The sequence below is a fragment of the Methylomonas sp. 2F7 genome (assembly GCF_057126975.1).
In genome coordinates, this window is the sequence record NZ_CP195203.1 from 4,176,540 (window position 1) to 4,201,616 (window position 25,077).

The window sequence follows — 25,077 nt, forward strand, 5'->3', positions numbered from 1 at the left end:
GGATTGATGGGGCAAGGCTTGGGCAACACGCGGGCGCGACCCAAGTCCACACCATACCTGTAACAGCATTTACCGGAGTGGCTTAAACACCGATTTGGCATCAAGCAAATTGCTGCGTTTTTTCAAGCCCAGAATGCCCAGCATGCCGCTGAGAAAAAACCAGGCCGCGGTAGGCAAGGCAGCTTTCAATTCAGCTGTTTTGCTCTCATCCATCACTGGCTGGAATACAGTACCAAGCAACCCGAGCAAACCTGTTTGCGAAACAATGTCGCCAAGCCCCTCTATCTCCAGCAAGGCTTGCTGAAATGTCGCTACTGCTCCAGTTTTGACCCGAGTAAACAGCGTTAACGCATAGTCCTGCAAGGGCTTATCCGCTGATGGATTCGATGGCTGCTCCTGATAAGCGCTTGGCAAATCCGGCAAAACGGTTTTGAAGGATTCGAGCGGGTTTAGCGTGTTTGCGGTAGTCGCCGCTTGCGCCAGCTGAATCCCCCAAAACGATAGACCGATAAAAAATAATGCGGAAAGTAACGGCTTGTTTGTGTCCATATTAAAACCCCAGAATTAATCAATTAGTTAAGAGGTGAAGCCCTATTCACACAAACCGGACCGATTACTGAAGGCTGCGGCTCATGGTATAGGCGTCCATGCATAGGAGAATAGCACTATGTGTGCCAATTGCAAGAGGCTGTTTTCTATCAATATTTCCCATTCACCCTTAAAACTTGTTGGCACAGAAACCACAAAAAGCCGATTAAATGCCGCTAACACAACAACTTAGCGGCTAGAAATTTCTTCAATGCCTACGCAGCAAATATCGCCGAATTAGCCGATTTTTTCTGACCGAACCCACTAGCCGGCAATGCCGCGACCACTCAAGCTAAAGGCTAATCTCGAATCGGCAAGCGGCGGTTTTCCTGTTGAAAGATAGCCATAAATTGTTAGAGTAGTAGGCAAGTTACTGAATACTACGACTCGGGAGCATCATGTTACGCAAAATACTTATCGCCAATCGCGGCGAAATTGCTGTCCGTATCATTCGGGCTTGCGCAGAAATGGGCATTCGTTCAGCAGCTATTTATTCGGAGGCCGATCGTTTTGCCTTGCACGTCAAAAAGGCTGACGAATCCCATTACATCGGCAGCGAACCGCTGGCCGGCTACTTGAATATCTACGGCTTAGTGGATTTGGCCCTGCGCACGGGTTGCGATGCGATTCACCCCGGCTATGGTTTTCTATCGGAAAACGCGCAATTCGCGCGGGCCTGCCAGGAACGCGGCCTGGTGTTTATCGGGCCTTCCGCAGAAGTCATTCAGCGGATGGGCGACAAAACCGAAGCCCGCAGCGCAATGATCGCCGCCGGCTTACCCGTCACGCCGGGCTCTGACGGTAACTTGGATAGCGTCGAGCATGCCTTGCAGGTGGCGGAGCAGATCGGTTATCCGATCATGCTGAAAGCCACCTCCGGCGGTGGCGGGCGCGGCATCAGACGCTGCGACACCCCCAACGAACTGCGTCAGAATTATGTACGAGTGATTTCTGAAGCGACGAAAGCCTTCGGCAGCGCCGATGTGTTTTTGGAAAAATGCGTGGTTAACCCCATTCATATCGAAGTGCAGGTGCTGGCCGATCATTTTGGCAACACCATTCATCTCTACGAACGCGATTGTTCGATACAGCGCCGCAACCAAAAATTGATCGAAATCGCGCCCTCGCCGCAACTGGATGAAGCTCAACGGCAATATCTGGGCGGCTTAGCAGTCATGGCGGCCAAAGCGGTGGGTTACACCAATGCCGGCACCGTGGAGTTTTTACTGGATGCAAACGGTCGGTTCTATTTCATGGAAATGAACACCCGCGTGCAGGTCGAGCATACCATCACCGAAACCATCACCGGCGTGGACATCGTTGAGGAACAAATTCGCGTCGCCGCCGGCTTGCCGCTGCGTTTCAAGCAGGAAGAAATTGTCAGGCGCGGCTATGCGATGCAATTTCGGGTGAATGCCGAAGACCCAAAAAACAATTTCTTGCCCAGCTTCGGCCACATCTCCCGTTACTACGCCCCCGGCGGACCCGGCGTCCGGACCGACACGGCGATTTACACCGGATACGAGGTACCGCCGTTTTATGACTCGATGCTGGCTAAAGTGATCGTCAGCGCGATGACCTGGGAAGACGCGATTAATCGCGGCGAGCGCGCCTTGAAAGACATGGGCTTGTTCGGGATCAAAACCACTATCCCCTATTACTTGAAAATTCTCGGTCATCCGGACTTTCGCCGCGGTCGGTTCAACACCGGCTTTGTCGAAGCTAATCCAGACCTAATCAACTATTCCAACAAGCCGCGACCGGAAATTCTGGCTAGCGTGCTGGCGGCGGTTGTCGCCTCCCATACTGGCCTGTAAACCCAAGGAAACCCCAATGAGCAAAGTTTACGTAACCGACGTTATCCTCCGCGACGCCCACCAATCACTCATCGCCACTCGGATGCGCACCGAAGACATGCTGCCAGCCTGCGCGATGCTGGACGATATCGGCTATTGGTCTCTGGAATGCTGGGGCGGCGCCACCTTCGACGCCTGTCTGCGATTTTTAAAAGAAGATCCATGGGAACGGCTGAGCAAGTTGAAAGCCGCTCTACCCAATACCCGCCTGCAAATGCTGTTGCGCGGCCAGAACTTGCTGGGCTATCGGCATTATTCCGACGATGTGGTGCGTAAATTCGTCGAGACTGCGGCCCGCAACGGCATGGACGTGTTTCGTATCTTTGATGCGCTGAATGACATCCGCAACCTGGAAACCGCCATCGAAGCCACCAAAGCAGCCGGCAAGCACGCCCAAGGCACGATCTGTTACACCACCAGCCCGGTGCACGACATTGCCAGTTTCATCAAGTTGGGCAAAGGTTTGGCGGACTTAGGCTGCGACTCGATTGCCATCAAGGATATGGCCGGTCTATTGACCCCGTATATTGCCGGCGAACTGGTAAAAGCCCTGAAAGACGCAATCGACCTGCCTTTGCATCTGCATTGCCATGCCACCGCCGGCTTGGCGGAAATGTGTCAGCTCAAGGCCATTGAGGCGGGCTGCGAACATGTCGATACCGCTCTATCTTCCTGGGCCGGCGGCACCAGCCATCCGCCTACCGAATCTTTGGTCACCGCCTTGCGCGGCACCGAATACGACACTGGGCTGGATTTGGACAAACTGCAAGCGGTGAATCAATATTTTCTGGAAGTGCGGAAAAAATACCGCCGCTTCGAAAGCGAATTTACCGGTATCGACACCCGTGTGCATATCTTTCAGGTACCGGGCGGCATGATCTCCAATCTGGCCAATCAGCTAAAGGAACGCAACGCCTTGGACCGCATGGCCGAGGTGTACAAAGAAATCCCCGAAGTGCGCAAAGACCTGGGCTATCCGCCTTTGGTGACACCTACCTCGCAAATCGTCGGCACCCAAGCGGTATTGAACGTGTTGACCGGTAAACGCTACGAAACCATCAGCAACGAGGTGAAACGCTACCTGCACGGCGGTTATGGCAAGGCCCCGGCTCCGGTGAATCCGCAACTGCAAGCCAAAGCAGTCGGTAAAGAAGAAGTGATCGAATGCCGTCCGGCGGATTTACTCAAACCTGAGTTCGAACACCTGCGTAACGAAATCGCCCATTTGGCTACGAACGACGAAGATGTGTTGAGCTTTGCAATGTTCCCGGAAATCGGTAAACAATTTCTGGAACTACGCTCCACCGACAGCCTGGTCGCCGAACCCTTGGAATTGGACGAAGCACCGGCATCCGCGGAAGTTAAAAAGGCGCCGACCGAGTTCAATGTCGCGCTGCACGGCGAATCCTATCACGTCAAAGTGACTGGCGCCGGCCCGAAAAACCAGAGCTTGCGGCATTTTTATTTCACAGTGGACGGCATGCCGGAAGAAATCGTCATCGAGACCCTGGACGAGATCGTGCTGGACGGCGGCGCGCAAGGCGCGGTGCAAAGCGCCATCGCCAGCAAACGCCGCCGGCCCAGCCAGCCGGGCGATGTGGTGACCAGCATGCCGTGCAATATCATTGACGTCTTGGTCAAGGAAGGCCAGAAGGTCAATGCCGGGCAATCTTTGCTGGTCACCGAAGCCATGAAAATGGAAACCGAGATCACCGCACCGATAGCCGGCATCGTCAAGGCAATTTATGTCGCAAAAGGTGACGCGGTTAACCCTAATGAAGTGTTGGTGGAAATTAATTAGGAGAAAAGCCTAAAGGCGAAAGGTAAAATGACGCGTTTGCCATGACGATGGCTTTTATATATTTGCAGCTGTTTGCTTTGGCAAATGAATTCGCCACTACAATTATGTCGGCTACTCGTCTTTTTAGCTTTTCATCTTTCGCCTGATTACTTTGAATCCTAAACCCGTCACCGAAGAATCCATCCGCCACGCCGTCGAACTGTTACGGCAAGGCCAATTGGTCGCGTTTCCGACCGAAACCGTATACGGACTGGGCGCCGATGCTTCCAACCCCGATGCGGTTGCCAAAATTTTTGCCGCGAAAGGCCGACCGGCCGATCATCCCTTGATCGTGCATATCGCCAGCGCCGCGCAAATGCACGATTGGGCGGATGCGGTATCTGACTCGGCACTGCGGCTGGCCGAACACTTCTGGCCCGGCCCACTGACGATGATCTTGAACAAAAAATCGACGGTACCATCTGCCGTTACCGGCGGTCAGGATACGGTGGGCTTGCGGGTGCCGGCCGATCCGGTCGCGTTACAACTATTACAAGCTTTCGGCGGCGGCATCGCCGCACCATCGGCCAATCGCTTCGGCCATATCAGCCCCACACAAGCAGAGCATGTCGCGGAAGAGCTGGGCGATCAAGTCGGTTGCATTCTGGACGGCGGCCCCTGCGCCGTGGGCGTGGAATCGACCATCATCGACCTCAGCGACGGCGTTCCCGCCATCCTCAGACCCGGCCGGATTACCCGCAGTCAACTTAAAGCCGTGCTGCAAACCGACGTACGTCTGTCGCCGCAGAGCAAGATTCGCGCGCCGGGTATGATGGCGGTGCATTACGCGCCCAATACAATGGCCTTGCTGTGCCCGGCCGATACCCTAATCACGATGACTGACGATTTGTGCGCACAAGGCAAACATATCGGCATCCTGGCGTTCAGTGCCGAAATCGCGGAGATTCCCTGCCTGCATTTGCTGAGATTACCGGCCGATGCCGAACTTTACGAACCGGCTTTGTACAGCTCGCTACGTGCCCTGGATAACCTGCAACTGGATACCATCCTGATCGAACAGCCGCCCGACAACGAAGCCTGGGCAGCCGTCAACGACCGCCTGAACAAAGCCACGGTTTGAGATGACCGACGAGGAATGGCTGCGCTATGCCATCCGCCTGGCGCAGCGCGCCGAAAGTCAGGGCGAAGTCCCGGTCGGCGCGGTGCTGGTGCATGACAACCGCAGTATCGCCGAAGGCTGGAATCAACCGATCCAAACCAACGACCCCACCGCGCACGCCGAAATCGTCGCCCTGCGCAAAGCCGGCCAAGCCTTAAACAACTACCGATTGATAGACACCACGCTCTATGTGACGCTGGAACCCTGCGTGATGTGCATGGGCGCCATAGCCCACGCCCGCGTCAAACGTCTGGTATTCGGCGCCTACGATCCCAAGCGCGGCGCAGTCTGCCACGCGTTGCAACTCAGCGATGCCGCGTTTTTAAATCATAACGTGGAGTGGACGGGGGGAATTCTGGAGGCGGATTGCGCGGAACTGCTCAGCGATTTTTTCAAAGCCAGACGCAATCAGTCGAAAGGTCGATAACACATCCGACCCGGACAATTTGTTCAATTTACCGCTCTGCTATCGTTGCAAATAGCTGCCTGCCGATTGCCTGGATCCGCTTGCAGTTATTGATGCGTTAAATACTCTAATAACAACCCTCTTAAATCTGTAATTACTTGGTGAGCCGGCTTTTTAATTGGTATGTACTAGCCGAAATCACGGCGGTAAGTGTCGGAACCTCTGAATTCGACAGCGGTGTTACTTAATTCGCACCGATTCCGCATGTTTATCCTCTGGCTCTTCGACTAGGTTTTCTAAATGCCGATGAAACATAAAACGTTGTAGCGTCCCGGTATACGTAACACCCGAATGGTAATCGTAAAGCTCCACTTCAGCCTCGTCCTCGGTTTGTAATTGCGCTTTTAGCTTGGCGCTTTCATGATGTTCCGCGATAGCAGCGCTGGTTAACCCCATGCTCAAAAATGCAAATATGACGAATTTTATGGTGTTGTTAACTATTTTCATAATGATCACTCCTGTCCAGTAGCAAACGATCCAGGCTTTTTCGAGACTTTGCGAATTGACTATAGTTCCTAAATCCGCTGTTGATTATTCACCCCGCCCTTAAATACCATTCGCCTTAATGTCCTTGCCTGTCGAATGGCAAACCAGCCAAGGCTTAGACGAACTCAACCCGAACGGAATAATAGTGGTAGATACGACTGGGTTAATAAAAGCACGCGCACCGACTCGCTTGAAATTTGATAAACGCGCTCCCACTTTGCCGACGTAGTGGCTCAGTGGAATTGAATGTCCAGCAGTGCCGCCATTTAAAATCGCTTTGATCAGTTCGCACGATTCTGGGTAGGAACCAACAAACCGGAGGCCGACATGCAACATCCCAACCATCCCCATTCGCCCGATATATTCATTAAACGCGTATTCGCCGTCGGCGCAGTAGCGGCTGTGCTGATATTGCTTTGGCATTGGCATTGGCAGTCGAGGGCACCGGCGACCGAATCCACCCCGGTCAGAACCGTCGCCGCGCGCGGCGACTTGGCGGCGGACGAAAAGAGCACTATCGAATTGTTCGAAAAATCCCGCGACTCGGTGGTTTACATCAGTACCGCCGCCTTGGTGCGCAATGTCTGGACCCGCGACGTGTTCTCGGTGCCGAAGGGTACCGGCTCCGGGTTTATCTGGGATGAAGCCGGCCACGTGGTGACCAACTTTCATGTCATTGCCGGTGCCAATGAAGCCACGGTCAAACTGGCCGACGGCCGCGATTACAAGGCCGCGCTGGTCGGCGCCAGCCAGGTGCATGATATTGCGGTGTTGAAAATCGGCGTCGGCTTCAAACGGCCGCCGCCGGTACCGGTCGGCACCAGCCGTGATCTGAAGGTCGGGCAGAAAGTGTTCGCAATCGGTAACCCGTTTGGTTTGGACTGGACTTTAACCGGCGGCATCGTCTCCGCATTGGACCGCTCGCTGGGCGGCCAGGATGGGCCGGCAGTCGAGCACTTGATCCAAACTGACGCAGCTATTAATCCTGGCAACTCCGGTGGTCCCCTGCTGGATTCTGCCGGCCGCCTGATTGGCATCAATACCGCAATTTACAGTCCCAGCGGCGCTTCGGCAGGTATCGGTTTCGCGGTGCCGGTGGATACGGTGATGCGTGTGGTGCCGGAATTGATCAAGCAGGGTAAATACATCCGCCCGGCCTTAGGCATCGAGATAGATCAACAAATGAACGAACAACTGGCCGCCTTGACTGGCAAGGCTGGTGTCGCGGTGTTGCGGGTACAGCCCGGTTCTGCGGCTGAAAAAGCCGGCTTGCAGGGTGTGAAAATTTCGGCGAGCGGCTTGACCCCGGGCGACATCATCGTCGCGATCAACGGCAAGGAAGTCGACTCGCTATCGAAACTGTTCGCCCGGCTGGACGACCAGAAGGTTGGCGATGTCGTCAAAGTCCAGTTGTTCAACAATGGCCAGACCCGGGAAGTCGAAGTAACCTTGCAACCGGGGAATTGATTATTCCGCTGCGTGGCAGCCGATCTCGCCATTTCGGGATCGGCTGGTATGCTCGGAAACTAAATTCCTTAAGCAAACCACGCCATGCCGACCACCAAACCACCCAGGCTGAACCCGAACAAATTGCTGCTCAGCAAATGGACCGCCGTTACCCCGCAAAACAAGGAAAAACACTTTATCGTCAGTAAATTGCTGCTGCCAGACGATCCTGACGCGCCGCTGGAAATGATCGAACTGGAAGCGGTGTTTAGCAAACGAGTGCAAATTCTGCTGTGGCGGGATTTACGCGACACCAACATTTGGCGCCAGGGCTGGCTTTGAGCGATGAGCTACAACCTGGTCTGGTTCAAGCGCGATCTGCGGGTGCACGACCATGCGCCGCTGCTGCACGCCAGCCGCAACGGGCCGGTGCAGTGCTTATTTATCGTCGAACCCAGCCTGTGGGAGACAGCCGATACCGCCACGCAACACTATCTATTTTTACGCGAAAGCCTACTTGATTTGGATGCTGCCTTACGCAAACGCGGCGGCGGTTTACGTATCGAAGTGGGTGAAGCAGTGGAAGTGTTGGACCAGCTTTGGCACGAATCACCCTGCATGGCTTTGTATTCGCATCAGGAAACCGGCAACTGGCTGAGCTTCCAGCGCGACCAGGCCGTGCAACGCTGGTGCCGGTCGCACGGCTTAAAGTGGCATGAGTTTGCACAGTTCGGCGTGGTGCGGCGCTTGCAAAATCGAAACTTGTGGAAACAACATTGGGAAGCGCTGATGGCAGAACCCTGCCTAGATCCTCCCTCTTGTGATTGGCTAGCAGCACCTCAACTGCCGCTCTTGCCCGAGCCGCAAGCCCTTGGCTTAATCCAGTCCGACCCGCCACTGCGGCAAATAGGCGGTCGCCGCCAAGGTATCGAAACCTTGCGCGATTTTCTGTTCGACCGTTGCAGTACTTACCGCGGCGGCATCTCCTCACCCTTATCCGCACCGACGGCCTGTTCGCGGCTATCGCCTTACTTAGCCTTTGGTTGTTTGAGTCTGCGAGAGGTGGTGCAAGCCACCCGCCGCCAGCTGGATACTTTACCTCGCGGCGATGCCCGACGTGCCGGTTTGACGGCCTTCGTTAGCCGCTTGTATTGGCATTGCCATTTCATGCAAAAACTGGAAAGCGAGCCGGAACTGGAATTTACCAATCTGCATCGTGGCTATGATGGATTGCGCGAAGCAGACTGGAACCCAGCGCATTTTCAGGCCTTAACTGCAGGCCAAACAGGTTGGCCGCTGGTCGATGCTTGCGTCGCAATGCTTAACCAGACCGGCTGGCTGAACTTCCGGATGCGGGCGATGCTGGTCTCTGTGGCTAGTTATCCGCTATGGCTGCATTGGCAGCCGGTCGGCACGTGGCTGGCGCAGCAGTTTCTGGATTACGAACCGGGCATCCACTGGAGCCAGATGCAAATGCAAGCCGGTACCACCGGCATCAATACCACGCGGGTGTATAACCCAATAAAACAGGCCCGGGACCAAGGTCCGCACGGCCATTTCGTGAGACATTGGCTGCCGGCCTTACGCCGGGTACCCAAAGAATGGCTATTTGAACCGTGGCGCATGCCTGTAAAACTGCAACAGCAATGCGGCGTAAGCGTCGGTGTCGATATTGCCGAACCGCTGGTCGATCTTGAATGCGCCACCCGGCAGGCCAAAGCCCGTCTTTACCAAGTACGCGGCCGCGCCGAAGTCAAAGCTGCCAAGGCTGCTATCGTCGAAAAACACGGCTCGCGCAAACAGCCGAGCCGCCGTAAAACCAAAAACACTGTCGGCGACTGGGTACAAACCCAGTTGGAGTTTTAATGCATCAAAAAGCCCTGCTACCCGCCAAGACCTGCGTCGTCTGCGCCCGCCCCTTCGTGTGGCGTAAAAAATGGGCCAGGGATTGGGATGCGGTGAAATACTGCTCAGAGCGTTGCCGCCGGCAGCGGAGCACGCTGGCGACAGTATGACGACCTTGCGCCTGATTCTGGGCGATCAGCTAAACCCACTCCACAGCTGGTTTGGGCAAACCGATAGCAAGGTGGTGTACGCGCTGATGGAAATCCGCCAGGAAACCGATTACGTGCTGCACCACGCACAAAAAATCATCGGTATTTTCGCGGCGATGCGCGATTTTGCTGAGAGTTTGAAGGCCCAAGGCCATCAGGTGCATTATTTAAAAATCGACGATAACGCGAACCGGCAGTCGCTGACTACCAATCTGGATGACTTGATCGGGCTTTACCAGGTGCGACATTTTGAGTACCAGCTACCCGACGAATGGCGACTAGATCAGCAATTGCTGACTTATTGTCAAACGCTGGCTATCTCTAGCCAAGCGTGCGACAGCGAACATTTCTACAGTCAACGGCACGAAGCGGCAGAGCTGTTCGGCGCCAAGTTGCATTGGCTGATGGAAATGTTTTACCGGCGCATGCGAGTCAAACATGGCGTGTTACTGGAAGACCATCAACGCCCAATCGGCGGACAATGGAATTACGACCACGACAACCGCAAGACTTGGCCCGGCGCGCCGGCGGTGCCTGTTGACACTCGGCCGCGCCACAATCACGCCAAACTTTGGCAGGACATCCGCACGGCTGGCGTGAACAGTTTCGGCACCGCCGACGCCGACGATTTCCGCTGGTCGCTGAATCGGACAGAAGCCTTACAGCAACTCGAAGCTTTTATCGCCGATGGCCTGCCGCAGTTCGGCGATTTTCAGGACGCGATGAGTAGGCGCAGTTGGCGACTGTTTCATTCGCTGCTGTCGTTTGCGCTGAACACCAAAATGCTCAACCCGCGTGAAGTCGTGGAGCGGGCGGAAACGGCGTATCGCCAGGGTGCAGCGCCGCTGGCAGCCACCGAAGGCTTCATCCGCCAAATTCTGGGTTGGCGCGAGTATGTGCGCGGCGTGTATTGGGCAAAGATGCCGGAGTACGCCGAGCACAATTATTTCGGTCATGACCGACCTTTGCCCTCCTGGTTCTGGACCGGCGAAACCCGAATGAATTGTCTAGCAGCGGCCATCGGCCAATCCTTGCAGTACGCCTATGCCCACCACATCCAGCGCTTGATGGTGATCGGCAATTTCGCGCTGCTGGCCGGACTCGCACCCGAGGCCGTGCATCGCTGGTATCTGGGCGTGTATATCGACGCCTTCGAATGGGTGGAATTGCCTAACACGTTGGGCATGAGCCAATTCGCCGACGGCGGCCTACTCGCCACCAAACCTTATGTGTCCAGCGCCGCCTACATCGACCGGATGAGCGATTACTGCAAGTGCTGCCATTACGACAAAAAAGCCCGTAGCGGCGATCGCGCCTGCCCGTTCAATTCTCTGTATTGGTATTTCTTCATTCGTCATCGGGATAAGCTAAACCATAATCCGCGCCTGAGCATGGTCTATCGCAATCTGGATCGGTTTGCGGCGACTGAGGTCGATGCGATAGCCCTGCGTGCGGAAACGGTTTTAGCGGATTTGGAGAGGCTTTGAAGGTATTCGCCATTTTCGATTTTCTCTATGGTGCGATTTATTGCTATTTCTTGGCAAACTGTATGATGTTCCTCGTCGTAGATGCATAATCGGGGAAATTATAAATCTCAACTTTCGTACGATTACGGGTAGCGAATCGTTCCTGCCGGCTGGAAATTGTTTTTGCAAACTTAGCGGATACCTTGAATTATGAGTTTAATGATTAAACCAGCCAATCCTCAGGGAAAGGGAGCTGTTGCTGTATTGGACAGTTTGCAGCAAGCCAAAAAGCAGCTGATCGCACCCGCCAAAAACATTCAGCAAATCAGCAACGATTTATTTACCTCGTTGTTTGTTTTAAATAGCCATATTCGTTTTAAACCGACCACGGGACAAGCGTATTGGCTGTATTTTAAGGATGGCCAATACCGCCTATCGTTGATTGCGCCGGAACAATGGGCGCCAAGCCAATCCGGCCGTTTCATAGGCACCTGCGAATTACAGTCGGATTTAACCTGGACCTTGGCGTTATCCAACGCTTGCGCCAACGATGGCGCTTTTATCCAAGAGATAGCAAATCGCCGCCTGCAACTTGAACAGAAACTGCAACAGGCCGAAAAAATCGACGACCTATTGCCGGTATATCTGGAAACCCTGCCGTATTACTCCCGAGTATTAGCAACGGCGTTGGCCTATTCGCTGAAGCAATCCATGCAAAAATCGGGTATTTTGGGTTTGAGTTTTCGGCAAGCGGAGACGTTACTGATAAACCGTAGCGATCAATCAGTGTAGCGAGCAGTTCTACCAAAATACTCTGCGTGAACAGAATGAAAGCCGACGTGCTAGCGCCGGCGGCGGGCTTCGGCCAACCCCTGCAGATGCGCCAAACCGTGCCAATCAGGGTGAATATACAGATCGCCGCTGTCGCCAATGTAAATCGACAATAATTCAGGACGGACTCCTCCGCTCGCTGTCGGTAATCGTACTCGGCGCGCTGAATCGCGGCCGCGTGACGTCGCGCATCAGCAGCATATCCCGGAGCCGGTTCGAAGCGCCGGGGTAAAAACCGGTCTGCTCGGCAAAATCCGCCGAATTGCGAAATGTGCCGAACAGTATGTCGAATAACGGCAGGTCGGAATAATTGCCGGCGTGCAGCCCATGCTGATGGTGCACGGAATGGCTTTCCGGCCGTTGCAACAGGTAGCCCAACCAGCACGGCGTTTTGACGTTGGTGTGCTGAAACACGCTGCAAAACGTCGTCGCATATAGCACCCAGGTTGCGGCTTGCGGCGTAATGCCGATCAGCAAGGTCAACGTCAAACTGGACAACACCGTCCAGCCCAGCATGTCGAGCGGACTGAACCAGAACGCGCCGTAACTGTCCAGCCGCTCGGCGCTGTGATGCCATTGATGAAAACTACGCCACAAGCCGTTCGACGCATGCATGCCCCGATGCCACAGGTAAACGCCAAACTCGTACAGCAATAGTCCGGCCAACGCACCGTAAACATCGCCGAGGCCGGTCAGATCGAACCTCTGATGCGGCAACAGGTATTCATTCCACAGCAGCGGCAGATAAGACGATAATAACCAGTAGCAGACGAACGCGGCGATACCGCGCCAGCGCCAACCTGGCACGGTCGGTAACGGCCGCGCCGGTAGCAAGGCTTCCCAGGCTATCAGCAGCGCGTACAGCGCAAACAGGGTTAGCGAAATCGGGTCCAGCAATAATTCGATAGGGGTAGGCATGGCGACACACTCGATTGATTCCAATACAGGCGATACCTTAGCCCAAGCCGATGCACCGGGCCATCGCCAAATCGGCGCGAAAACCGACGAATCGGCCATTGCGCCCATACCGGTGGCAATTCTGGTTTTTCCGGCCGCCAGTGCATCGGTGATTTTCGGTTTGTACGATTTATTACTGTCGGTAGGTCGGGACTGGCCGTTAATCGTCAGCGGTCAAGCCGGCCCGCAAGCCATCCGGCCGCTGCTGGTGGCCGCCGACTCAGGCCCGCTAACTGTCTGCAACGGCGTTCCAGTGTCGATCGATTACGCGCTGGCCGACTGCCCGCCGGTGGCAGTGGTGTGCGTGCCGGAAGTCAACATTCCGCCCAGCGAGCCGATGGCCGGCTTGTTCGACCGGGAAATTGCCTGGCTGACACAGCGCTATCAAGCCGGCGCTACCTTAGCCGCTTCCTGCTCCGGGGCGATGCTGCTGGCGGAAGCCGGTTTGCTGGACGGCCACGATGCCACCACCCACTGGGCCTATTGCGCGACATTGCGGCAACGCTTTCCCAAGGTCAACGTGCACGGCCAGCGTTCGCTGGTGTGTTCCGGCGACGGTCAGCGCCTGATCATGGCCGGCGGCGGTACTTCCTGGTTGGATCTGACCTTGTTTCTGATAGCCCGGCTGGTGTCGGTGGAAGCAGCGATGCAGGTCGCCAGACTGAATCTGATCGACTGGCACCAAATCGGCCAACAACCTTATGCCCGGTTGGCGCAGACTCGCCAGGTCGAGGATGCGCTTATCGCGCGTTGTCAGGTTTGGATTGCAGAACACTACCGTAGCCCCGCGCCGGTTACGGCGATGGCCCGGCTCAGCGCCCTCGGCGAGCGCAGCCTGAATCGTCGCTTCAAAGCCGCGACCGGCTTGTCGCCGTTGGAATATGTACATACGCTACGTCTGGAAGAAGCCAAGCAGATGCTGGAAGCCGGCGACCAGCCGGTCGAAACCATCGCCCGCAATGTCGGCTACGAAGATGCCGGTTTCTTCAACAGGCTGTTTCAACGCCAGGTCAAACTGACGCCGGCCCAGTACCGCAAGCACTTTCGCGGTTTGCGGCTGTCGTTGAACGGGCCGGCTCGACGGTAAATCCAAGCCGGCCCGGCACTAATTATTCGGCGTCCTGTACGAAACGGGGCAGACTGAATTTTTTGCGGTAATCCCCAGGCGCCACACCGGCGATGCGTTTGAACAAACGGCGGAACGAAGCCGAGTCTTCGTAGCCGACCAGCCAGCTAATCTGTTCGACCGTGGCGTCGCTTCTTTCTAGGCGGCGTTTGGCATCTTCGATGCGCAGCCGCTGCACGTATTCGATCGGCGAATAGCCGGTGGCCTGGCTGAAGCGGCGTTTGAAACTGCGTTCCGGAATCCCGGCCCGCTTTACCAGTGCCGCGACCGGCGCGGCGACTGCAAAATACCGCGCCAGCCAACTTTGCGCGTCTTTCACCACGGCGTCTTGATGGTCGGCGGGTTGTTCGAACACCAAGTACGGCGTTTGACCGTCGCGATGCCATTCCAGTGCGAAAAACTTACAGAAAGCTTGCGCGGTGGCGGGGCCGGCGAAGCGCGCGACCAGGTAAAGCACCAGATCGTGCCAGGACGCGGAGGCGCCGGACATGACGAACTGCTCGCGGTATCCGGCAATCACCAACATTTTCTCCAGACGTAGCGACACTTGCGGGAAGTTTTGCCGAAAGGTCGGCGCAAAAGCCCAATGCACCGTCGCCGGCTTGCCGTCCAGCAAGCCGGTTTCCGCCATCAATAACACGCCCGAGCAGGCCGAACACAAGATCGCACCCCGCGCATGCATCGCCCGCAGCCATGCCACGGCTTCGGGATAACGCCCGCTGTTCCAGACGGCTTCCGGGACCGCAACCGACGGAATTATCACCACGTCGCTGGCGCGAAGCTCCTCGAACGTGCGGTGCGGCTGAAGCGTCAAGCCACTGGCGGTGCGAAAGGCCTCGCGGGAAGGGCCGACGATATCGACTTGAAACGGCGAGGTTTCGGGAACTACATCGTCATAGCCGCTCAACATCGAAAAGGCGTTCAAGACATCATAAATCCCGCTGAGTGTCGAAAACATAGCATCGGGGATCGCAACGATACTGACGTGAATCTTGGCCATGGTTAAAACCTCGTGCCGGGAGCATACCCTGGCATAAATGAACCGAACTTGACCATTTTGACACTCGCCCGATGATGTTAGAAGCCGCAAACTATGGTCACCACTTTTTACCCGATTAATAGGAGGACAGATGGCCGCTTCTGCGCAGCAACCCGATCCGGAACAATTACAACACTTTCTTGACCGCGCGGTCGGCGATCTGGCCGCCTCGTACGGCGGCGTGATGGTCAGCCTCGGCCACCGGCTGGGGCTGTACCAGGCCATGGCCAACGCGGGACCGTTGAGTCCGCAACAACTCGCCCGACGCGCCGGTTGTGCCGAGCGCTACGTCCGCGAATGGCTCAACAGCCAAGCCGCCGCCGGCTATGTCCTGTATCATCCGGTCAGCCAAAGCTACGAACTAACCCCGGAACAAGCCTTGGTTCTGGCGGATGAGGACAGCCCGTTTTTCATGGCGCCGGCCTGGAACGTCGCCGCGTCGATGTGGTTGGACGAGGAGAAAACCCTGCATGCATTTAAGACCGGCAGCGGCGTCGGCTGGGGCGACCACCACGACAGGCTGTATTGCGGCGTTTCGGCGTTTTACCGCAATTATTACCAGGCGCACTTGGTATCGCAGTGGCTGCCTGCCTTGGCCGGTATCGAAGAACGCCTGCACGCCGGCGCCAATGTGGCCGACATTGGCTGCGGCCACGGCCATTCCACCTTGCAAATGGCTACTGCATTTCCGAAATCCCGATTTTACGGTTTCGATAGCCATGCCGGTTCGATCCAAGCTGCGCAACGGCATGCCGAGCGCCAGGGACGGGCTGAACAGGTGCGTTTCGAAGTCGCGCATGCTCAGGCATACCCGAAGACCGGCTTCGACCTGATCTGCTTTTTCGATTGCTTGCACGACATGGGCGATCCGCTGGGCGCGGCTAAATATGCCGCCGAAGCCCTAGCTCCGGGCGGCACGGTGATGCTGGTGGAACCTTACGCCAACGACCGGGTGGAGGACAACCTGAATACCGTCGGCCGCCTGTTTTACGCCGCCTCCACGACGATTTGCTGCGCCCACTCGTTGTCAGAAGACGTAGGTCTGGCTCTGGGCGCACAAGCCGGCGAAGCGCGCTGGGCCGGCATCTTCCGCGAGGCCGGTTTCAACAGTCTGCGCCGGGCAGCGGAAACGCCGTTCAACCTGATTTTGGAGGCCAAAGTGTAGCAAGTTGCCCGATGGGATGAGTCAATCCTATCGACAGCGAACCGATCATGGTCAACCTTGCCCAGCCACGCAACGGCGTAACCGGTCGCGTGCTGCCAGTCCGTGTTGCCATTCGAGATGAATTACGGATTTCCCGTCGATAGCAATATCGAAAGATTGCTGGTCCGTCATGTTATCCAATAGCGCTTGTATGGTCGGCACCGCCAGCGCAATAGCGCCGACCTTGCCGTTTGGCGAGGCATAGTTAAAGGCGGTTACCGTTTGCGGCTGGCCGTCCGCTTGATCCAGCGTCACTTTGATGGTGCCGACCGCTTGGGGGCTGGGAATATCCGGTCCCCAAAAAGTCATCAGCGCGCCTTTGTAGTCGCCATCCGGGCCCGACAGTACCAGCGCGCCCTTCAGGTTGGTATACAGCGCGCTGCAACCTTCGCCAGGACGCGGCGGCTGACCGTTTTGCTGATATTGCCACATGCCATTGCCCATGGCTTTAAGTTCCGGATCTTTATTGAGCGCGGCATGTAAGCGGTCATAGCCCATGGACATTGCTTCCAGCACCGAACTCATCGCCCCGATACGCGTTTGCAGCGGATCGGCGCGCGGTGCCGATGCTTCGGCATCTTCGGCGGATTCGTAGACGTTGTTAATATTCTCTTCGCAGACCGGCATCGCGGCGACGCCATGCGAACCGCCAGTGATGCCCAGTTGCACTTCACCGGGCCCCGGCCCGTTGGGACAGATATAAGACGCCTGTGCGCCGGCCGGCAACCCGGCCATCAGCACCCAAACCAAAGGCCAACCGGTAATTATCTTTCGGGCAGCCAGCTTGCGAACCAGATTTTTTAATGTCATGCATACTCCGTAGATTAAGAGAAATATCGTCTCCCCCGCGCCGGCGGGAGTCCAGTTGCTTTCGCGGAAATGACGGCTACAGAGAGTTTCAGGGCCGGATTAATAGGCATCACCGCTCCCCGGCAATCGGGCTTGACCCAGTTCGGCCATCGCCTGAAACACGTAAGCCAGCAGCGGCTGGTCGATAAACGTACCGAAGAACAGATAAGGCTCTGCCTGATTGGCGGCTCGAATTTTGGCATGAGTTTCCGGGTTATCGCCGGCGTAGGCGCGGAACAATTCCAGCCAGGTCCGCGCCAGTTGCTGCATGCGTGGATCGTTCGGCGGCGTGGCATCTTCCAGATGTTGGCGTATGGAGGCAATCAGCGGCGGCCAGTCGTCGGCGTGCTTGCCGTAGTTCTCGCGCATGAAGTCAAATTCATCCGGTGCGAGGTATTTTTCGTAGATCGTCAATTTGGTCTCGATGAAGGCGCGCTGGATGTAAGCGACAAGCTCCGGCGTCACGCCGGTTTTAGCTTGTACCGTCGGTTCGCCGACCATCATCGCGTTGAGTTTGACCAGCAGCCGAGGATCGCCTTGGGTGTCGCGCTCCAGCATGCTGATCCATTGCTTTGCCAACGCCTGGGCCTCGGCACTCTCCGGCGCGAGCCCGGCCCGCATTGCCTCGTGCACCGCTTGAACCAGTGCCGCCCATTCGCCGGCGGTGGAGGTTTCGTCTATATCCAGTAGCGGCAAGCGCTTTAAGTCGTTGGCGGAAAAATATTTATCGTACATGGTCATCATCTCCAGTGTGGTTAGCCAATCGGCAAGCTCCGGTTCTTCTCCGCGCGTCAATTGCAGTTGCAGACCGGACAAGCGGTCGCGCAAGGCTTTGCTTTGCGCGATCTGTTGGTCCAAGGCGTCAATCTGCCGTTCGACGATAGTCGCGAGATTCAGTCCGGAGTTTGCCAAAATGTCTCCGATAGCGGCCAGCGACAAACCAAACCGCCGTAAGGCTTGAATTTGATGCAATCTGGAAATGTCGGCCCGGTTATACAACCGGTAGCCGCTATCGGAACGCGCGGAAGGCTTAAGCAAACCGATGCTGTCGTAGTGATGCAGGGTACGGACCGTCAGTCCGCAACGTTTGGCGAGATCGCCCACTTTAAGCAACATGGATTAGCTCCTTCCTTATGCGTGCCGCTAGCATAAAGCGTGACGTTGCGTGAGGGTCAAGGGCCATGGTTAAGATAAATCGATTGCCGATTGGCGCTGGGTTAGCCAGGTTTTGATGGCCCGGGCCCTGGGCCTCAAGCCATCACATCCAGTTTCGGCGGCAAGGCCATGCCGTCGATACGTTTAACGTTGTTCAACACTTTTTCCAGAAAAGTGGTGTCTTCGTGACGGCTTTTCTGGAAGTCGATCATCCCCTCGATCTGGCCCAAATAATCTACCTTCAGGTCGCCGGCATCCGGTGCGGCGAATGGGTTGCTGGTGGAGATTGGAATATAAGGCACTACGTCCAGCAAACCGTCCACGCCGGATTTGATCAACGCGTTGATTTCATTGAGCGAGACCTGGCGCATATTAACGGTCCGCGACGCTTGGCTTTGCTCGGCTACCTCGACAACTTTACCGATGGACTGAGGCGGCAAAGTTTTTCCGCTGACTGCTTGGTTAGCGGCAAGGTTGGTTCCTATAGGCGAAATATTCATCGCAAACTCCTGATTTAAGGGTGAGTATCCATCGCACCCAGCAAAATAGGCGCCATTTGTTGCGGCTTGGGATAATCGAAGCGGCGTCTTTTTACGAGTAGCCGTTGTTGGCCGCCGGCAAGAGCCTACTCAGCAAGGTGTATAAGGCCTCCGGGTCCAACGGCTTGTGCAAGACCAGATAGCCCTCCTGCTCGGCTTGGGCCAAAGCCGGCGAATCGAATTCGCCGCTGATCATGGCCCCGGCGGCGTCCGGGCAGCGTTCCAGCAAGGCTTGCAACAACTCGAAGCCGCTTTCGCCGGAGCGCAAGCGCTGGTCGCAAAAAACGGTGTGGGGCTCGAAACCGCCATCAAGCAAGCCAAGCGCTTCTTTGGCCGATGCCGCGCAAGCCGTTTCCACGCCCCAGGCGCTCAACAAAGCTTGCCAGGCGTTGCGCACTTGCGGTTCGTCGTCGATCACCAGGCAGCGGCCGCTAAGCGTTGCGGCTTGCTCGGCAGGTGCGATGTGTTGGTCTGCCGCCATAGCCCACCGCTCGTGACTGGGAGCGGCGGCCGGCAACCGCAACCAGAAGCGCGAACCGCGGCCTTCCCGAGAACGCAGGCCCTGGCTGGCGCCCATCAAATCGGCGCAACGCGCCACCACCGCCAAGCCCAAGCCGTGACCGGCGTTGTCGATGCGCCAGGCATGCTCGGGACGAAAGAATGGTGAGTAAATCCGCTGTTGGTCGTCTTCGGCGATGCCGACGCCGGTATCCCACACCTCGAACTGCCAGCAAGCGTTACGCCGCCGCGCCGCCATCAGCACCCCGCCTTGCTGGGTATAGCGCAAGGCATTTTGCATCAGGTTGATCATGGACTGGCGCAGCAACATAGCATCGGCGGTGACGAGCGCCCGACCGCCGCTCAAGCGCACTCTGAGATCGATTTGCCGTGAGCGGGCTTCTTCCCGAAACAGCGTGGCGACATCGTTCATCAGCGGGTCCAGCGCCACAGTTTGCAGATTGACCGGCTGGGCGCCCAACTCAATTCTCGACAAGTCCAGCAGCGAATTGAACATCTGCGTAATCGATTGCACGCTTTGTTGCAGATCTTGCAAAGCGGGCTGCAAAGTCGGTTCCTGATTGCGGCGGGAAATCGATTCGATCAAAAAGCCCATGGCATGCACCGGCTGGCGCAGATCATGACTGGCGGTGGTCAGAAATTGGATTTTGGCATGCAACGCGGCTTCGGCTTCATCCTTGGCGCGCCGATAATTCTCGGCCAACTTGGCGCTATCTTCTTCCAGTTTTATTTGTTGCAGGAAAAAACCATGGGCAATAGAAGAGTGCCGGTGTATCGACAAGACGTAACTGAAGCACAAGGGCATAATTAAATGCCAGTGCTCGGGAAACGCCCAAGGCGTCAACAACGTACAGCCGCCCCAAGCGGCACCAAAAAACCGCTGAAACGCACTGAATACGGGTGATTGGTGGGTGGCGTTGGCGGCCATGATTGCCGCCAAACTCATGTAAAGCAGCAACGTATATTCGAATGGGACCCGACCGGCGACGATAAGCACCAGCGCCGCCAAGCCCAGCCCATGCGCTAAGGCCATGCGCAGAATGACGGGCAGCCAATGGGCGACTGCCGCAAGCGGATCGAGACGGGCCCTATCAAGCAGGTATTGCCGCTGTTGCAGGCGCACGGCAAGCACGACGATAAAATACGACACCGTCCAAACTAGCAATCCCAAGACGTTTTGATCGAGTTGATGCTTCCAGTACACGAAGGGCAAGCCTACAAACGGGATAATGGTGATGCCGTACACCAGCCGGTTATGCGTCATGTCCAGTAGTCGGGCTTGGCCGGCCGGGCTGATGTCGGCAAAGCGCAATAGCTGGTCGGCAGTAGATTCAGGCTGGGCGGTTTGCATCAGGAACCTTCCAGCTTTTTGCCGCGCAACATAGTGATCACCTCAATCCGATTTCGCGCACCCAAGCGCTCCAAAATGCCGGTGACGTGTTCCTTGACGGTTTGCTCGGATAACGACAAATTCAGCGCGATGCGCTTGTTCGGCAAACCCTTGAGCATCATCGCCAGCACTTGGCCCTGGCGGGCGGTCAAGCCGAGTTCGCGCGCGGTGACAGGCAATTCTTTATTTTGCAACTCGCGCCCGGCGAACTTTACACCGCCGTAAAACCAACTGTCGCCCTGCAACAGCGCGGCAACGGCCCGACCGAAAACCTCCGGCGACTCCTGTTTATGCAAAAAGCCGTCTGCCCCCGCCAGCCTTACTTTGTCCAGCACCGCCGCGTCATCGTCGGCGCTGATGGCTAGTAGGCGTGTGGCCAGGCTGCGCTGTTTTAATTCTGCCAGCAAGCCCAGAGACGCGCCGTCTGGCAACCAGAAATCCACCACGGCCAAAGTCGGCGGGTTGACAGGATCAAGAGCAGCCCAAAATTCGGCGACGGCAGACACCGGTCGCGCAGCGCTAAATCCGCAATGGGAAAGCAAAAACTCCGCAATGCCGCTGGCCGACAAAGGATGATCGTCTATCACCAGTGCGCTCAACCCGTTTTTCACGCAAATCCCCTCATTAACATTGATAGACGACGTTTGGCGTCGTTTCCGGTTTCCGGTTTCCGGTTTAGAGCCTAAACACACGCGAATAGCAAATGCAAAAACGCCATCTTGTCTTGACCCAGCCCTTACATATTGTCGCTTAGGCGGGAGCCCGATTTTCACACTGGGTTAAGGCGAAGTCGTCCCCGATTGCTGCATTTGTTTCAAAAATCAGAGTCGAACTATTCCAAGTAACCCCTTTAGAGTCAACATCTAAGACCAGCCACGCACCAGAGGTCATCAACCCGGCCCGATGTATCACTGGTATTCCGTTCGGGCTGAGATTCTATGGTTTTCGTCAAGCTGCATTGTTGAGGCAAGCAATTTTCTGAGCGTCAAATCGGGCATCGGCTTGTTGCCAAAGCGAGAATGCGATGCGTAATAATTTTCTGGCGATAATCACTAGCGCCTGAGTTGCCGAGAACTCTCTGGCTCTTAACTCTTGGTAATAGGGTTTCCACACAGCCGTTTTGACGGCTGCCTGGGCGCAGTTGTATAACAGCCGTCTCAGTTCACCCGGTCCCCGTTTGGATACGCGTCGGCGGCCCCGCTTTTGGCCTGAGTCACAGGCTCGGGGATCCAGCCCGACAAAGGCTACTACGGCATCGCTGCGGCTTAACGGGACCCGATCAAACAAGACAGCCAGCTGTGTTGAGGTTTGCCGGCCAATACCCGGTATGCTCTCAAGACGTCGGGCCTCGGCTTTCAGTGCAGGCTGCAAAGTTAATAAGTCATCCAGTTGCTGATCGATATGCTTGAGCAATCCGTCCAAGGCGGCCACGGTATCAATGAGTGGCGCTTCAAGTTCCTTCACGCTTCGCAAGGCTTTTTGCAGAGCTTGACGATGCTTGACGACCGTCGCACGGCGCCGTTGCAGTAAAGCCACTTGGTGCTGCATCGCCGAAGCAGGTTGATAGGGACGTAAATGATCCCGTTCAGCGGTGATAAATCGCCGGATCATTTGGGCGTCCACTCGATCCGTCTTGCCCCGTCTGCCCAAACCCAGGGCATAATGGCGCATATCCCGTGGGTTCAGCACATAGACGACCATGCCTATCAATACCGCTTGCTCTGCCATGAGTTGATGATAATCGCTGGTGGCTTCCAGGCCAATATAACTCCCGGTCGGTAACGTCTTCAGCCAGGCATCGATGGCCTCTGCCGTATTGGCAAGCGTCAACAAACCCTGCTCTGAATCTATCACCAGTTCATCTTTTGCTACATCGATACCGATCAACATTTCGCTTGTCATACGTCCTCCCCCTGTTGAAAAATAAGAGAGTCGGGGTGGTGCGTCTGCCGAGTAAGCTTGTGCACAAATCGGCGGTCTAACCGCTAGATTCTTCATCGACTCTGGAAGACGCGATGGGATGATTTCTCAGTGAGGTCTGTCTTAGCAGATGCTTGTCGATGTCCCTCCATCCCGACAACCAAAGTCTCCCCGATTCTCTTAACCTCTACCATACAAGCTCGTCGAAGCCCAGGCTGGTGCTCCCTTCGATAAACTCAGTACTCTCAAGGTCATAAAGGCGAACGAAGTTTAATGGCCGGGTTAATAAATCAACAATTACAGGCGCTGCAATCGCTGCTTTTGAAGCGAGCGCGAGTAGCAGGATAAACATCAAAAAGTATTGGATAGCGGTATCTCTTAGATGCATTTTTGTACGCCTACGGTTTAGAGCTGCGCGATGAATTGTTAACTATTTGAAAACATTGTTTCTTGCCCTAACCGCCTTTGGCCAATTAGAGCAGTCTAAGGCCGCGCGGGGCTTTAAGTCAGCATTTGCCCGCCGCCTGCAGCAAAGCGTTGCAACTTGCCTTGTTGGTTTTACCTACGTCGCTTGACCCTTTGGTGAAATCGGTGCACATGGCGTCCGCCCCACTTGCCATGCCCCAAGTTGCGACTTTCCCGAAACCGGATGGCTCTAAAATCTCACATTTAAAGGTCGCTCCGTCGTCGGTTTTAACGGTGTACTGCATGCCGTTATATCCAGCGGGAGCTTCGGTTGCCTGCGAATTGGTGATTTTGAAGTTGCCAATTTCACGGCCAATGGCCATTGATATTTTGCTTTCGGCTTTGTTGCTTCCCTGGGCGGAAGGGTTACTTGCCGTTGTTGCACAGCCGGAAAGGATCAAGAAGAAAGTTACCGTTACAAGTTTTTGCAGCATTTTGATTCTCCAGCGCTCCGTGTGATAGAAACGCTGGGCATAGGAGCGAAAAATATGCCTAACGCAGGTAACCAAAAGCGTTCTAGTGCCGTTCGGCGACCAATACAACGCAGCTAAACGCTATCTCTAAAACCTCCATGTGACTTCAGAATCGAGCACGCAGACGACGCGGAAGGAAACCCAGCAACGCGGAACCAAACAACCAGATGGCGCCAGGTATCGGCACGGACGCAATCGGATTTAATAGAAAGGCTCGTTGCACGCCATTCGCGGCAATTCCCACCCCAACGATTTGTCCACTATTGTTGACATCGTAAGCTGTCATCAGCGTCCAGCCGATATTGGCTGCAATCAGCGTGTTCAAGTCTGTCATGACGCCATTGAGCGTGACGAAAGCACGTTTCGATCCACCAAAATTATCGCCGAAATATCCCACGGCTTGTCCGGCATTATTGATACCCAATGCCTCGCTGCTATAGCCGGACAAACCTATATCCATCATCTGGTCATCGGCTGTGGTAATGAATGCGTGCTTTTCATTGTTGGTAACATGGGATGTGCCGGCCACCTGACCAAGGTCGTTGATGGCATAACCTCTGCTGACACCCCAGGCAAACGCGCCCAGATCCACCATTTGGCCATTACGGGTGATAAAAGCGTGACCACCATTAGGTGTTTGACTCTCGCCAGTGACCTGCCCACTATTGTTGATCGCATTACCCGCACTCCAGTGGCCACCATTCAAAGTTCCCAGATCAGTCAAGCTGCCGTTGCCGGCAATAGTGGCTCGTTGGTTGCCCTCGGCATTCCATGCACTGCCGACTATTTGCCCGGCATCATTGATTCCGTAGGCCACACTGGAATAAGGACTGCCGCTGAAACCATCGATTATTTGGGTGACACCATTACTGTGCACAATCCCGCGCCCGCCAGAATTGCCCACCACCACACCGCTTGAATTGATCCCGGTAGGACTTGAATATCTGGGTACGGACAGCCAACTCACGCTATTGTTTTTGTAAACAAAGCTTTCACCATCCCCCGTAAAACCCAGAACATGCCCGGCATCGCTGATAGAGACCGCCCCCGAACTGACTAACGGGCTATCCGGCATGATATCCACCAACGTATACAAAACACTGGCGTGTGCCGGTAATACCGGCAGCATTAAGCCCAGGGCAAGACATCTCAGACTGCGTTTCATTGTAAATTCCTCTTTAAATTATCGAGCCAATAGTTGAATTAGAAATACATGTTAACAAAACTCTCTAACGTTCCAACACCCTACTCCGGTAGGGTTCCCTGGCTACACGCGCCTTCCGATAAT

25 protein-coding genes are annotated in these 25,077 nt (G+C 55.6%); 12 read left to right on the forward strand and 13 right to left on the reverse strand.

What is annotated here, in order from left to right; all coding sequences use genetic code 11:
- Window positions 1-69: 69 nt before the first annotated feature.
- Window positions 70-549 carry a hypothetical protein gene (locus ACR64Q_RS18825; protein WP_313732700.1) on the reverse strand — a complete coding sequence of 160 codons (480 nt, stop codon included), beginning with the start codon at window positions 547-549 and terminating at the stop codon, window positions 70-72.
- A gap of 437 nt (window positions 550-986) precedes the next feature.
- Here ACR64Q_RS18825 and ACR64Q_RS18830 point away from each other — a divergent pair, with 437 nt between their 5' ends.
- The 4 genes from ACR64Q_RS18830 to tadA all read left to right on the forward strand — a co-directional run bounded on the left by ACR64Q_RS18830 (window position 987) and on the right by tadA (window position 5,831).
- Window positions 987-2,405: an acetyl-CoA carboxylase biotin carboxylase subunit gene (locus tag ACR64Q_RS18830; RefSeq protein ID WP_313732701.1), complete on the forward strand. Its 1,419-nt coding sequence runs from the start codon at window positions 987-989 to the stop codon at window positions 2,403-2,405.
- Window positions 2,406-2,421: 16 nt separating this feature from the next.
- Window positions 2,422-4,245 (forward strand): sodium-extruding oxaloacetate decarboxylase subunit alpha, encoded by a 1,824-nt coding sequence (gene oadA / locus ACR64Q_RS18835; protein ID WP_313732702.1) that lies wholly within the window; start codon window positions 2,422-2,424, stop codon window positions 4,243-4,245.
- Window positions 4,246-4,396: 151 nt separating this feature from the next.
- Window positions 4,397-5,365 (forward strand): L-threonylcarbamoyladenylate synthase, encoded by a 969-nt coding sequence (locus ACR64Q_RS18840; protein WP_313732703.1) that lies wholly within the window; start codon window positions 4,397-4,399, stop codon window positions 5,363-5,365.
- 1 nt (window position 5,366) lies between these two features.
- Window positions 5,367-5,831: a tRNA adenosine(34) deaminase TadA gene (tadA, locus tag ACR64Q_RS18845; protein ID WP_313732705.1), complete on the forward strand. Its 465-nt coding sequence runs from the start codon at window positions 5,367-5,369 to the stop codon at window positions 5,829-5,831.
- Window positions 5,832-6,050: 219 nt separating this feature from the next.
- Here the strand turns inward: tadA and ACR64Q_RS18850 are convergent, their stop codons facing one another.
- Window positions 6,051-6,317, reverse strand: a complete 267-nt coding sequence (locus tag ACR64Q_RS18850) for a hypothetical protein (protein ID WP_313732706.1) — start codon at window positions 6,315-6,317, stop codon at window positions 6,051-6,053.
- A 366-nt stretch (window positions 6,318-6,683) separates the two neighbouring features.
- On the opposite strand from ACR64Q_RS18850, the gene ACR64Q_RS18855 reads away from it, so the two are divergent.
- The 6 genes from ACR64Q_RS18855 (at window position 6,684) to ACR64Q_RS18880 (ending at window position 12,114) form a co-directional block, all read left to right on the forward strand.
- Window positions 6,684-7,823, forward strand: a complete 1,140-nt coding sequence (locus tag ACR64Q_RS18855; RefSeq protein ID WP_313732707.1) for a S1C family serine protease — start codon at window positions 6,684-6,686, stop codon at window positions 7,821-7,823.
- An 84-nt stretch (window positions 7,824-7,907) separates the two neighbouring features.
- Window positions 7,908-8,144, forward strand: coding sequence for a TIGR02450 family Trp-rich protein (locus ACR64Q_RS18860; RefSeq protein ID WP_313732708.1), 237 nt, complete (start codon window positions 7,908-7,910; stop codon window positions 8,142-8,144).
- A 3-nt stretch (window positions 8,145-8,147) separates the two neighbouring features.
- On the forward strand, window positions 8,148-9,668 hold the full coding sequence (locus tag ACR64Q_RS18865) for an FAD-binding domain-containing protein (protein ID WP_313732710.1): 1,521 nt from the start codon (window positions 8,148-8,150) through the stop codon (window positions 9,666-9,668).
- Window positions 9,668-9,817, forward strand: coding sequence for a DUF2256 domain-containing protein (locus ACR64Q_RS18870; protein WP_081733800.1), 150 nt, complete (start codon window positions 9,668-9,670; stop codon window positions 9,815-9,817). The genes ACR64Q_RS18865 and ACR64Q_RS18870 overlap by 1 nt, the downstream gene beginning before the upstream one ends.
- On the forward strand, window positions 9,781-11,343 hold the full coding sequence (locus ACR64Q_RS18875; protein ID WP_409521145.1) for a cryptochrome/photolyase family protein: 1,563 nt from the start codon (window positions 9,781-9,783) through the stop codon (window positions 11,341-11,343). Before ACR64Q_RS18870 ends, ACR64Q_RS18875 begins: the two co-directional genes overlap by 37 nt.
- 189 nt (window positions 11,344-11,532) lie before the next feature.
- Complete coding sequence (locus tag ACR64Q_RS18880; RefSeq protein WP_313732712.1) at window positions 11,533-12,114, forward strand: DUF2452 domain-containing protein; 582 nt, start codon at window positions 11,533-11,535, stop codon at window positions 12,112-12,114.
- Between the two features lie 156 nt (window positions 12,115-12,270).
- Here ACR64Q_RS18880 and ACR64Q_RS18885 read toward each other — a convergent pair whose 3' ends face one another.
- Entirely contained in the window at window positions 12,271-13,071 is an 801-nt protein-coding gene (locus ACR64Q_RS18885) for a sterol desaturase family protein (protein ID WP_313732713.1), read from the reverse strand.
- Between ACR64Q_RS18885 and ACR64Q_RS18890 the strand changes: the two genes are divergently transcribed.
- Window positions 13,070-14,197: a GlxA family transcriptional regulator gene (locus ACR64Q_RS18890; RefSeq protein ID WP_313732714.1), complete on the forward strand. Its 1,128-nt coding sequence runs from the start codon at window positions 13,070-13,072 to the stop codon at window positions 14,195-14,197. The genes ACR64Q_RS18885 and ACR64Q_RS18890 overlap by 2 nt on opposite strands.
- Before the next feature lie 22 nt (window positions 14,198-14,219).
- Here the strand turns inward: ACR64Q_RS18890 and ACR64Q_RS18895 are convergent, their stop codons facing one another.
- A complete protein-coding gene (locus tag ACR64Q_RS18895; RefSeq protein ID WP_313732715.1) occupies window positions 14,220-15,236 on the reverse strand; it encodes a GlxA family transcriptional regulator in 1,017 nt (338 codons plus the stop codon).
- Between the two features lie 130 nt (window positions 15,237-15,366).
- On the opposite strand from ACR64Q_RS18895, the gene ACR64Q_RS18900 reads away from it, so the two are divergent.
- Complete coding sequence (locus ACR64Q_RS18900; RefSeq protein ID WP_313732716.1) at window positions 15,367-16,440, forward strand: class I SAM-dependent methyltransferase; 1,074 nt, start codon at window positions 15,367-15,369, stop codon at window positions 16,438-16,440.
- A 51-nt stretch (window positions 16,441-16,491) separates the two neighbouring features.
- Here ACR64Q_RS18900 and ACR64Q_RS18905 read toward each other — a convergent pair whose 3' ends face one another.
- The 9 genes from ACR64Q_RS18905 to ACR64Q_RS18945 all read right to left on the reverse strand — a co-directional run bounded on the left by ACR64Q_RS18905 (window position 16,492) and on the right by ACR64Q_RS18945 (window position 24,954).
- On the reverse strand, window positions 16,492-17,289 hold the full coding sequence (locus tag ACR64Q_RS18905; RefSeq protein WP_313732717.1) for a hypothetical protein: 798 nt from the start codon (window positions 17,287-17,289) through the stop codon (window positions 16,492-16,494).
- 99 nt (window positions 17,290-17,388) lie between these two features.
- Window positions 17,389-18,444, reverse strand: coding sequence for a MerR family transcriptional regulator (locus ACR64Q_RS18910; protein ID WP_313732718.1), 1,056 nt, complete (start codon window positions 18,442-18,444; stop codon window positions 17,389-17,391).
- Window positions 18,445-18,578: 134 nt separating this feature from the next.
- The gene (locus ACR64Q_RS18915; protein ID WP_313732719.1) at window positions 18,579-18,983 is read right to left on the reverse strand and encodes a hypothetical protein; all 405 of its coding nucleotides are present in this window, start codon (window positions 18,981-18,983) and stop codon (window positions 18,579-18,581) included.
- 91 nt (window positions 18,984-19,074) lie between these two features.
- Window positions 19,075-20,892, reverse strand: coding sequence for an ATP-binding response regulator (locus ACR64Q_RS18920; RefSeq protein WP_313732720.1), 1,818 nt, complete (start codon window positions 20,890-20,892; stop codon window positions 19,075-19,077).
- A complete protein-coding gene (locus tag ACR64Q_RS18925; protein ID WP_313732721.1) occupies window positions 20,892-21,542 on the reverse strand; it encodes a response regulator transcription factor in 651 nt (216 codons plus the stop codon). The genes ACR64Q_RS18920 and ACR64Q_RS18925 overlap by 1 nt, the downstream gene beginning before the upstream one ends.
- A gap of 337 nt (window positions 21,543-21,879) precedes the next feature.
- On the reverse strand, window positions 21,880-22,833 hold the full coding sequence (locus ACR64Q_RS18930; RefSeq protein WP_483823395.1) for an IS110 family RNA-guided transposase: 954 nt from the start codon (window positions 22,831-22,833) through the stop codon (window positions 21,880-21,882).
- 205 nt (window positions 22,834-23,038) lie between these two features.
- A complete protein-coding gene (locus ACR64Q_RS18935) occupies window positions 23,039-23,239 on the reverse strand; it encodes a hypothetical protein (protein WP_313732723.1) in 201 nt (66 codons plus the stop codon).
- Window positions 23,240-23,357: 118 nt separating this feature from the next.
- Complete coding sequence (locus tag ACR64Q_RS18940; RefSeq protein WP_026602448.1) at window positions 23,358-23,750, reverse strand: hypothetical protein; 393 nt, start codon at window positions 23,748-23,750, stop codon at window positions 23,358-23,360.
- 145 nt (window positions 23,751-23,895) lie between these two features.
- Window positions 23,896-24,954 (reverse strand): hypothetical protein, encoded by a 1,059-nt coding sequence (locus ACR64Q_RS18945; RefSeq protein ID WP_313732724.1) that lies wholly within the window; start codon window positions 24,952-24,954, stop codon window positions 23,896-23,898.
- Window positions 24,955-25,077 lie beyond the last annotated feature (123 nt).

Bases quoted from the DNA above. Each gene is read 5' to 3' on its own strand.
- tadA (WP_313732705.1), top strand. From the start codon at position 5,367: ATGACCGACGAGGAATGGCTGCGCTATGCCATCCGCCTGGCGCAGCGC.
- ACR64Q_RS18850 (WP_313732706.1), bottom strand. From the start codon at position 6,317: ATGAAAATAGTTAACAACACCATAAAATTCGTCATATTTGCATTTTTG.
- ACR64Q_RS18870 (WP_081733800.1), top strand. From the start codon at position 9,668: ATGCATCAAAAAGCCCTGCTACCCGCCAAGACCTGCGTCGTCTGCGCC.
- ACR64Q_RS18915 (WP_313732719.1), bottom strand. From the start codon at position 18,983: ATGAATATTTCGCCTATAGGAACCAACCTTGCCGCTAACCAAGCAGTC.
- ACR64Q_RS18860 (WP_313732708.1), top strand. From the start codon at position 7,908: ATGCCGACCACCAAACCACCCAGGCTGAACCCGAACAAATTGCTGCTC.
- ACR64Q_RS18910 (WP_313732718.1), bottom strand. From the start codon at position 18,444: ATGTTGCTTAAAGTGGGCGATCTCGCCAAACGTTGCGGACTGACGGTC.
- ACR64Q_RS18935 (WP_313732723.1), bottom strand. From the start codon at position 23,239: ATGCATCTAAGAGATACCGCTATCCAATACTTTTTGATGTTTATCCTG.
- ACR64Q_RS18880 (WP_313732712.1), top strand. From the start codon at position 11,533: ATGAGTTTAATGATTAAACCAGCCAATCCTCAGGGAAAGGGAGCTGTT.
- ACR64Q_RS18865 (WP_313732710.1), top strand. From the start codon at position 8,148: ATGAGCTACAACCTGGTCTGGTTCAAGCGCGATCTGCGGGTGCACGAC.
- ACR64Q_RS18825 (WP_313732700.1), bottom strand. From the start codon at position 549: ATGGACACAAACAAGCCGTTACTTTCCGCATTATTTTTTATCGGTCTA.
- ACR64Q_RS18900 (WP_313732716.1), top strand. From the start codon at position 15,367: ATGGCCGCTTCTGCGCAGCAACCCGATCCGGAACAATTACAACACTTT.
- ACR64Q_RS18905 (WP_313732717.1), bottom strand. From the start codon at position 17,289: ATGACATTAAAAAATCTGGTTCGCAAGCTGGCTGCCCGAAAGATAATT.
- oadA (WP_313732702.1), top strand. From the start codon at position 2,422: ATGAGCAAAGTTTACGTAACCGACGTTATCCTCCGCGACGCCCACCAA.
- ACR64Q_RS18855 (WP_313732707.1), top strand. From the start codon at position 6,684: ATGCAACATCCCAACCATCCCCATTCGCCCGATATATTCATTAAACGC.
- ACR64Q_RS18930 (WP_483823395.1), bottom strand. From the start codon at position 22,833: ATGACAAGCGAAATGTTGATCGGTATCGATGTAGCAAAAGATGAACTG.
- ACR64Q_RS18890 (WP_313732714.1), top strand. From the start codon at position 13,070: ATGGCGACACACTCGATTGATTCCAATACAGGCGATACCTTAGCCCAA.
- ACR64Q_RS18945 (WP_313732724.1), bottom strand. From the start codon at position 24,954: ATGAAACGCAGTCTGAGATGTCTTGCCCTGGGCTTAATGCTGCCGGTA.
- ACR64Q_RS18885 (WP_313732713.1), bottom strand. From the start codon at position 13,071: ATGCCTACCCCTATCGAATTATTGCTGGACCCGATTTCGCTAACCCTG.
- ACR64Q_RS18940 (WP_026602448.1), bottom strand. From the start codon at position 23,750: ATGCTGCAAAAACTTGTAACGGTAACTTTCTTCTTGATCCTTTCCGGC.
- ACR64Q_RS18920 (WP_313732720.1), bottom strand. From the start codon at position 20,892: ATGCAAACCGCCCAGCCTGAATCTACTGCCGACCAGCTATTGCGCTTT.
- ACR64Q_RS18830 (WP_313732701.1), top strand. From the start codon at position 987: ATGTTACGCAAAATACTTATCGCCAATCGCGGCGAAATTGCTGTCCGT.
- ACR64Q_RS18895 (WP_313732715.1), bottom strand. From the start codon at position 15,236: ATGGCCAAGATTCACGTCAGTATCGTTGCGATCCCCGATGCTATGTTT.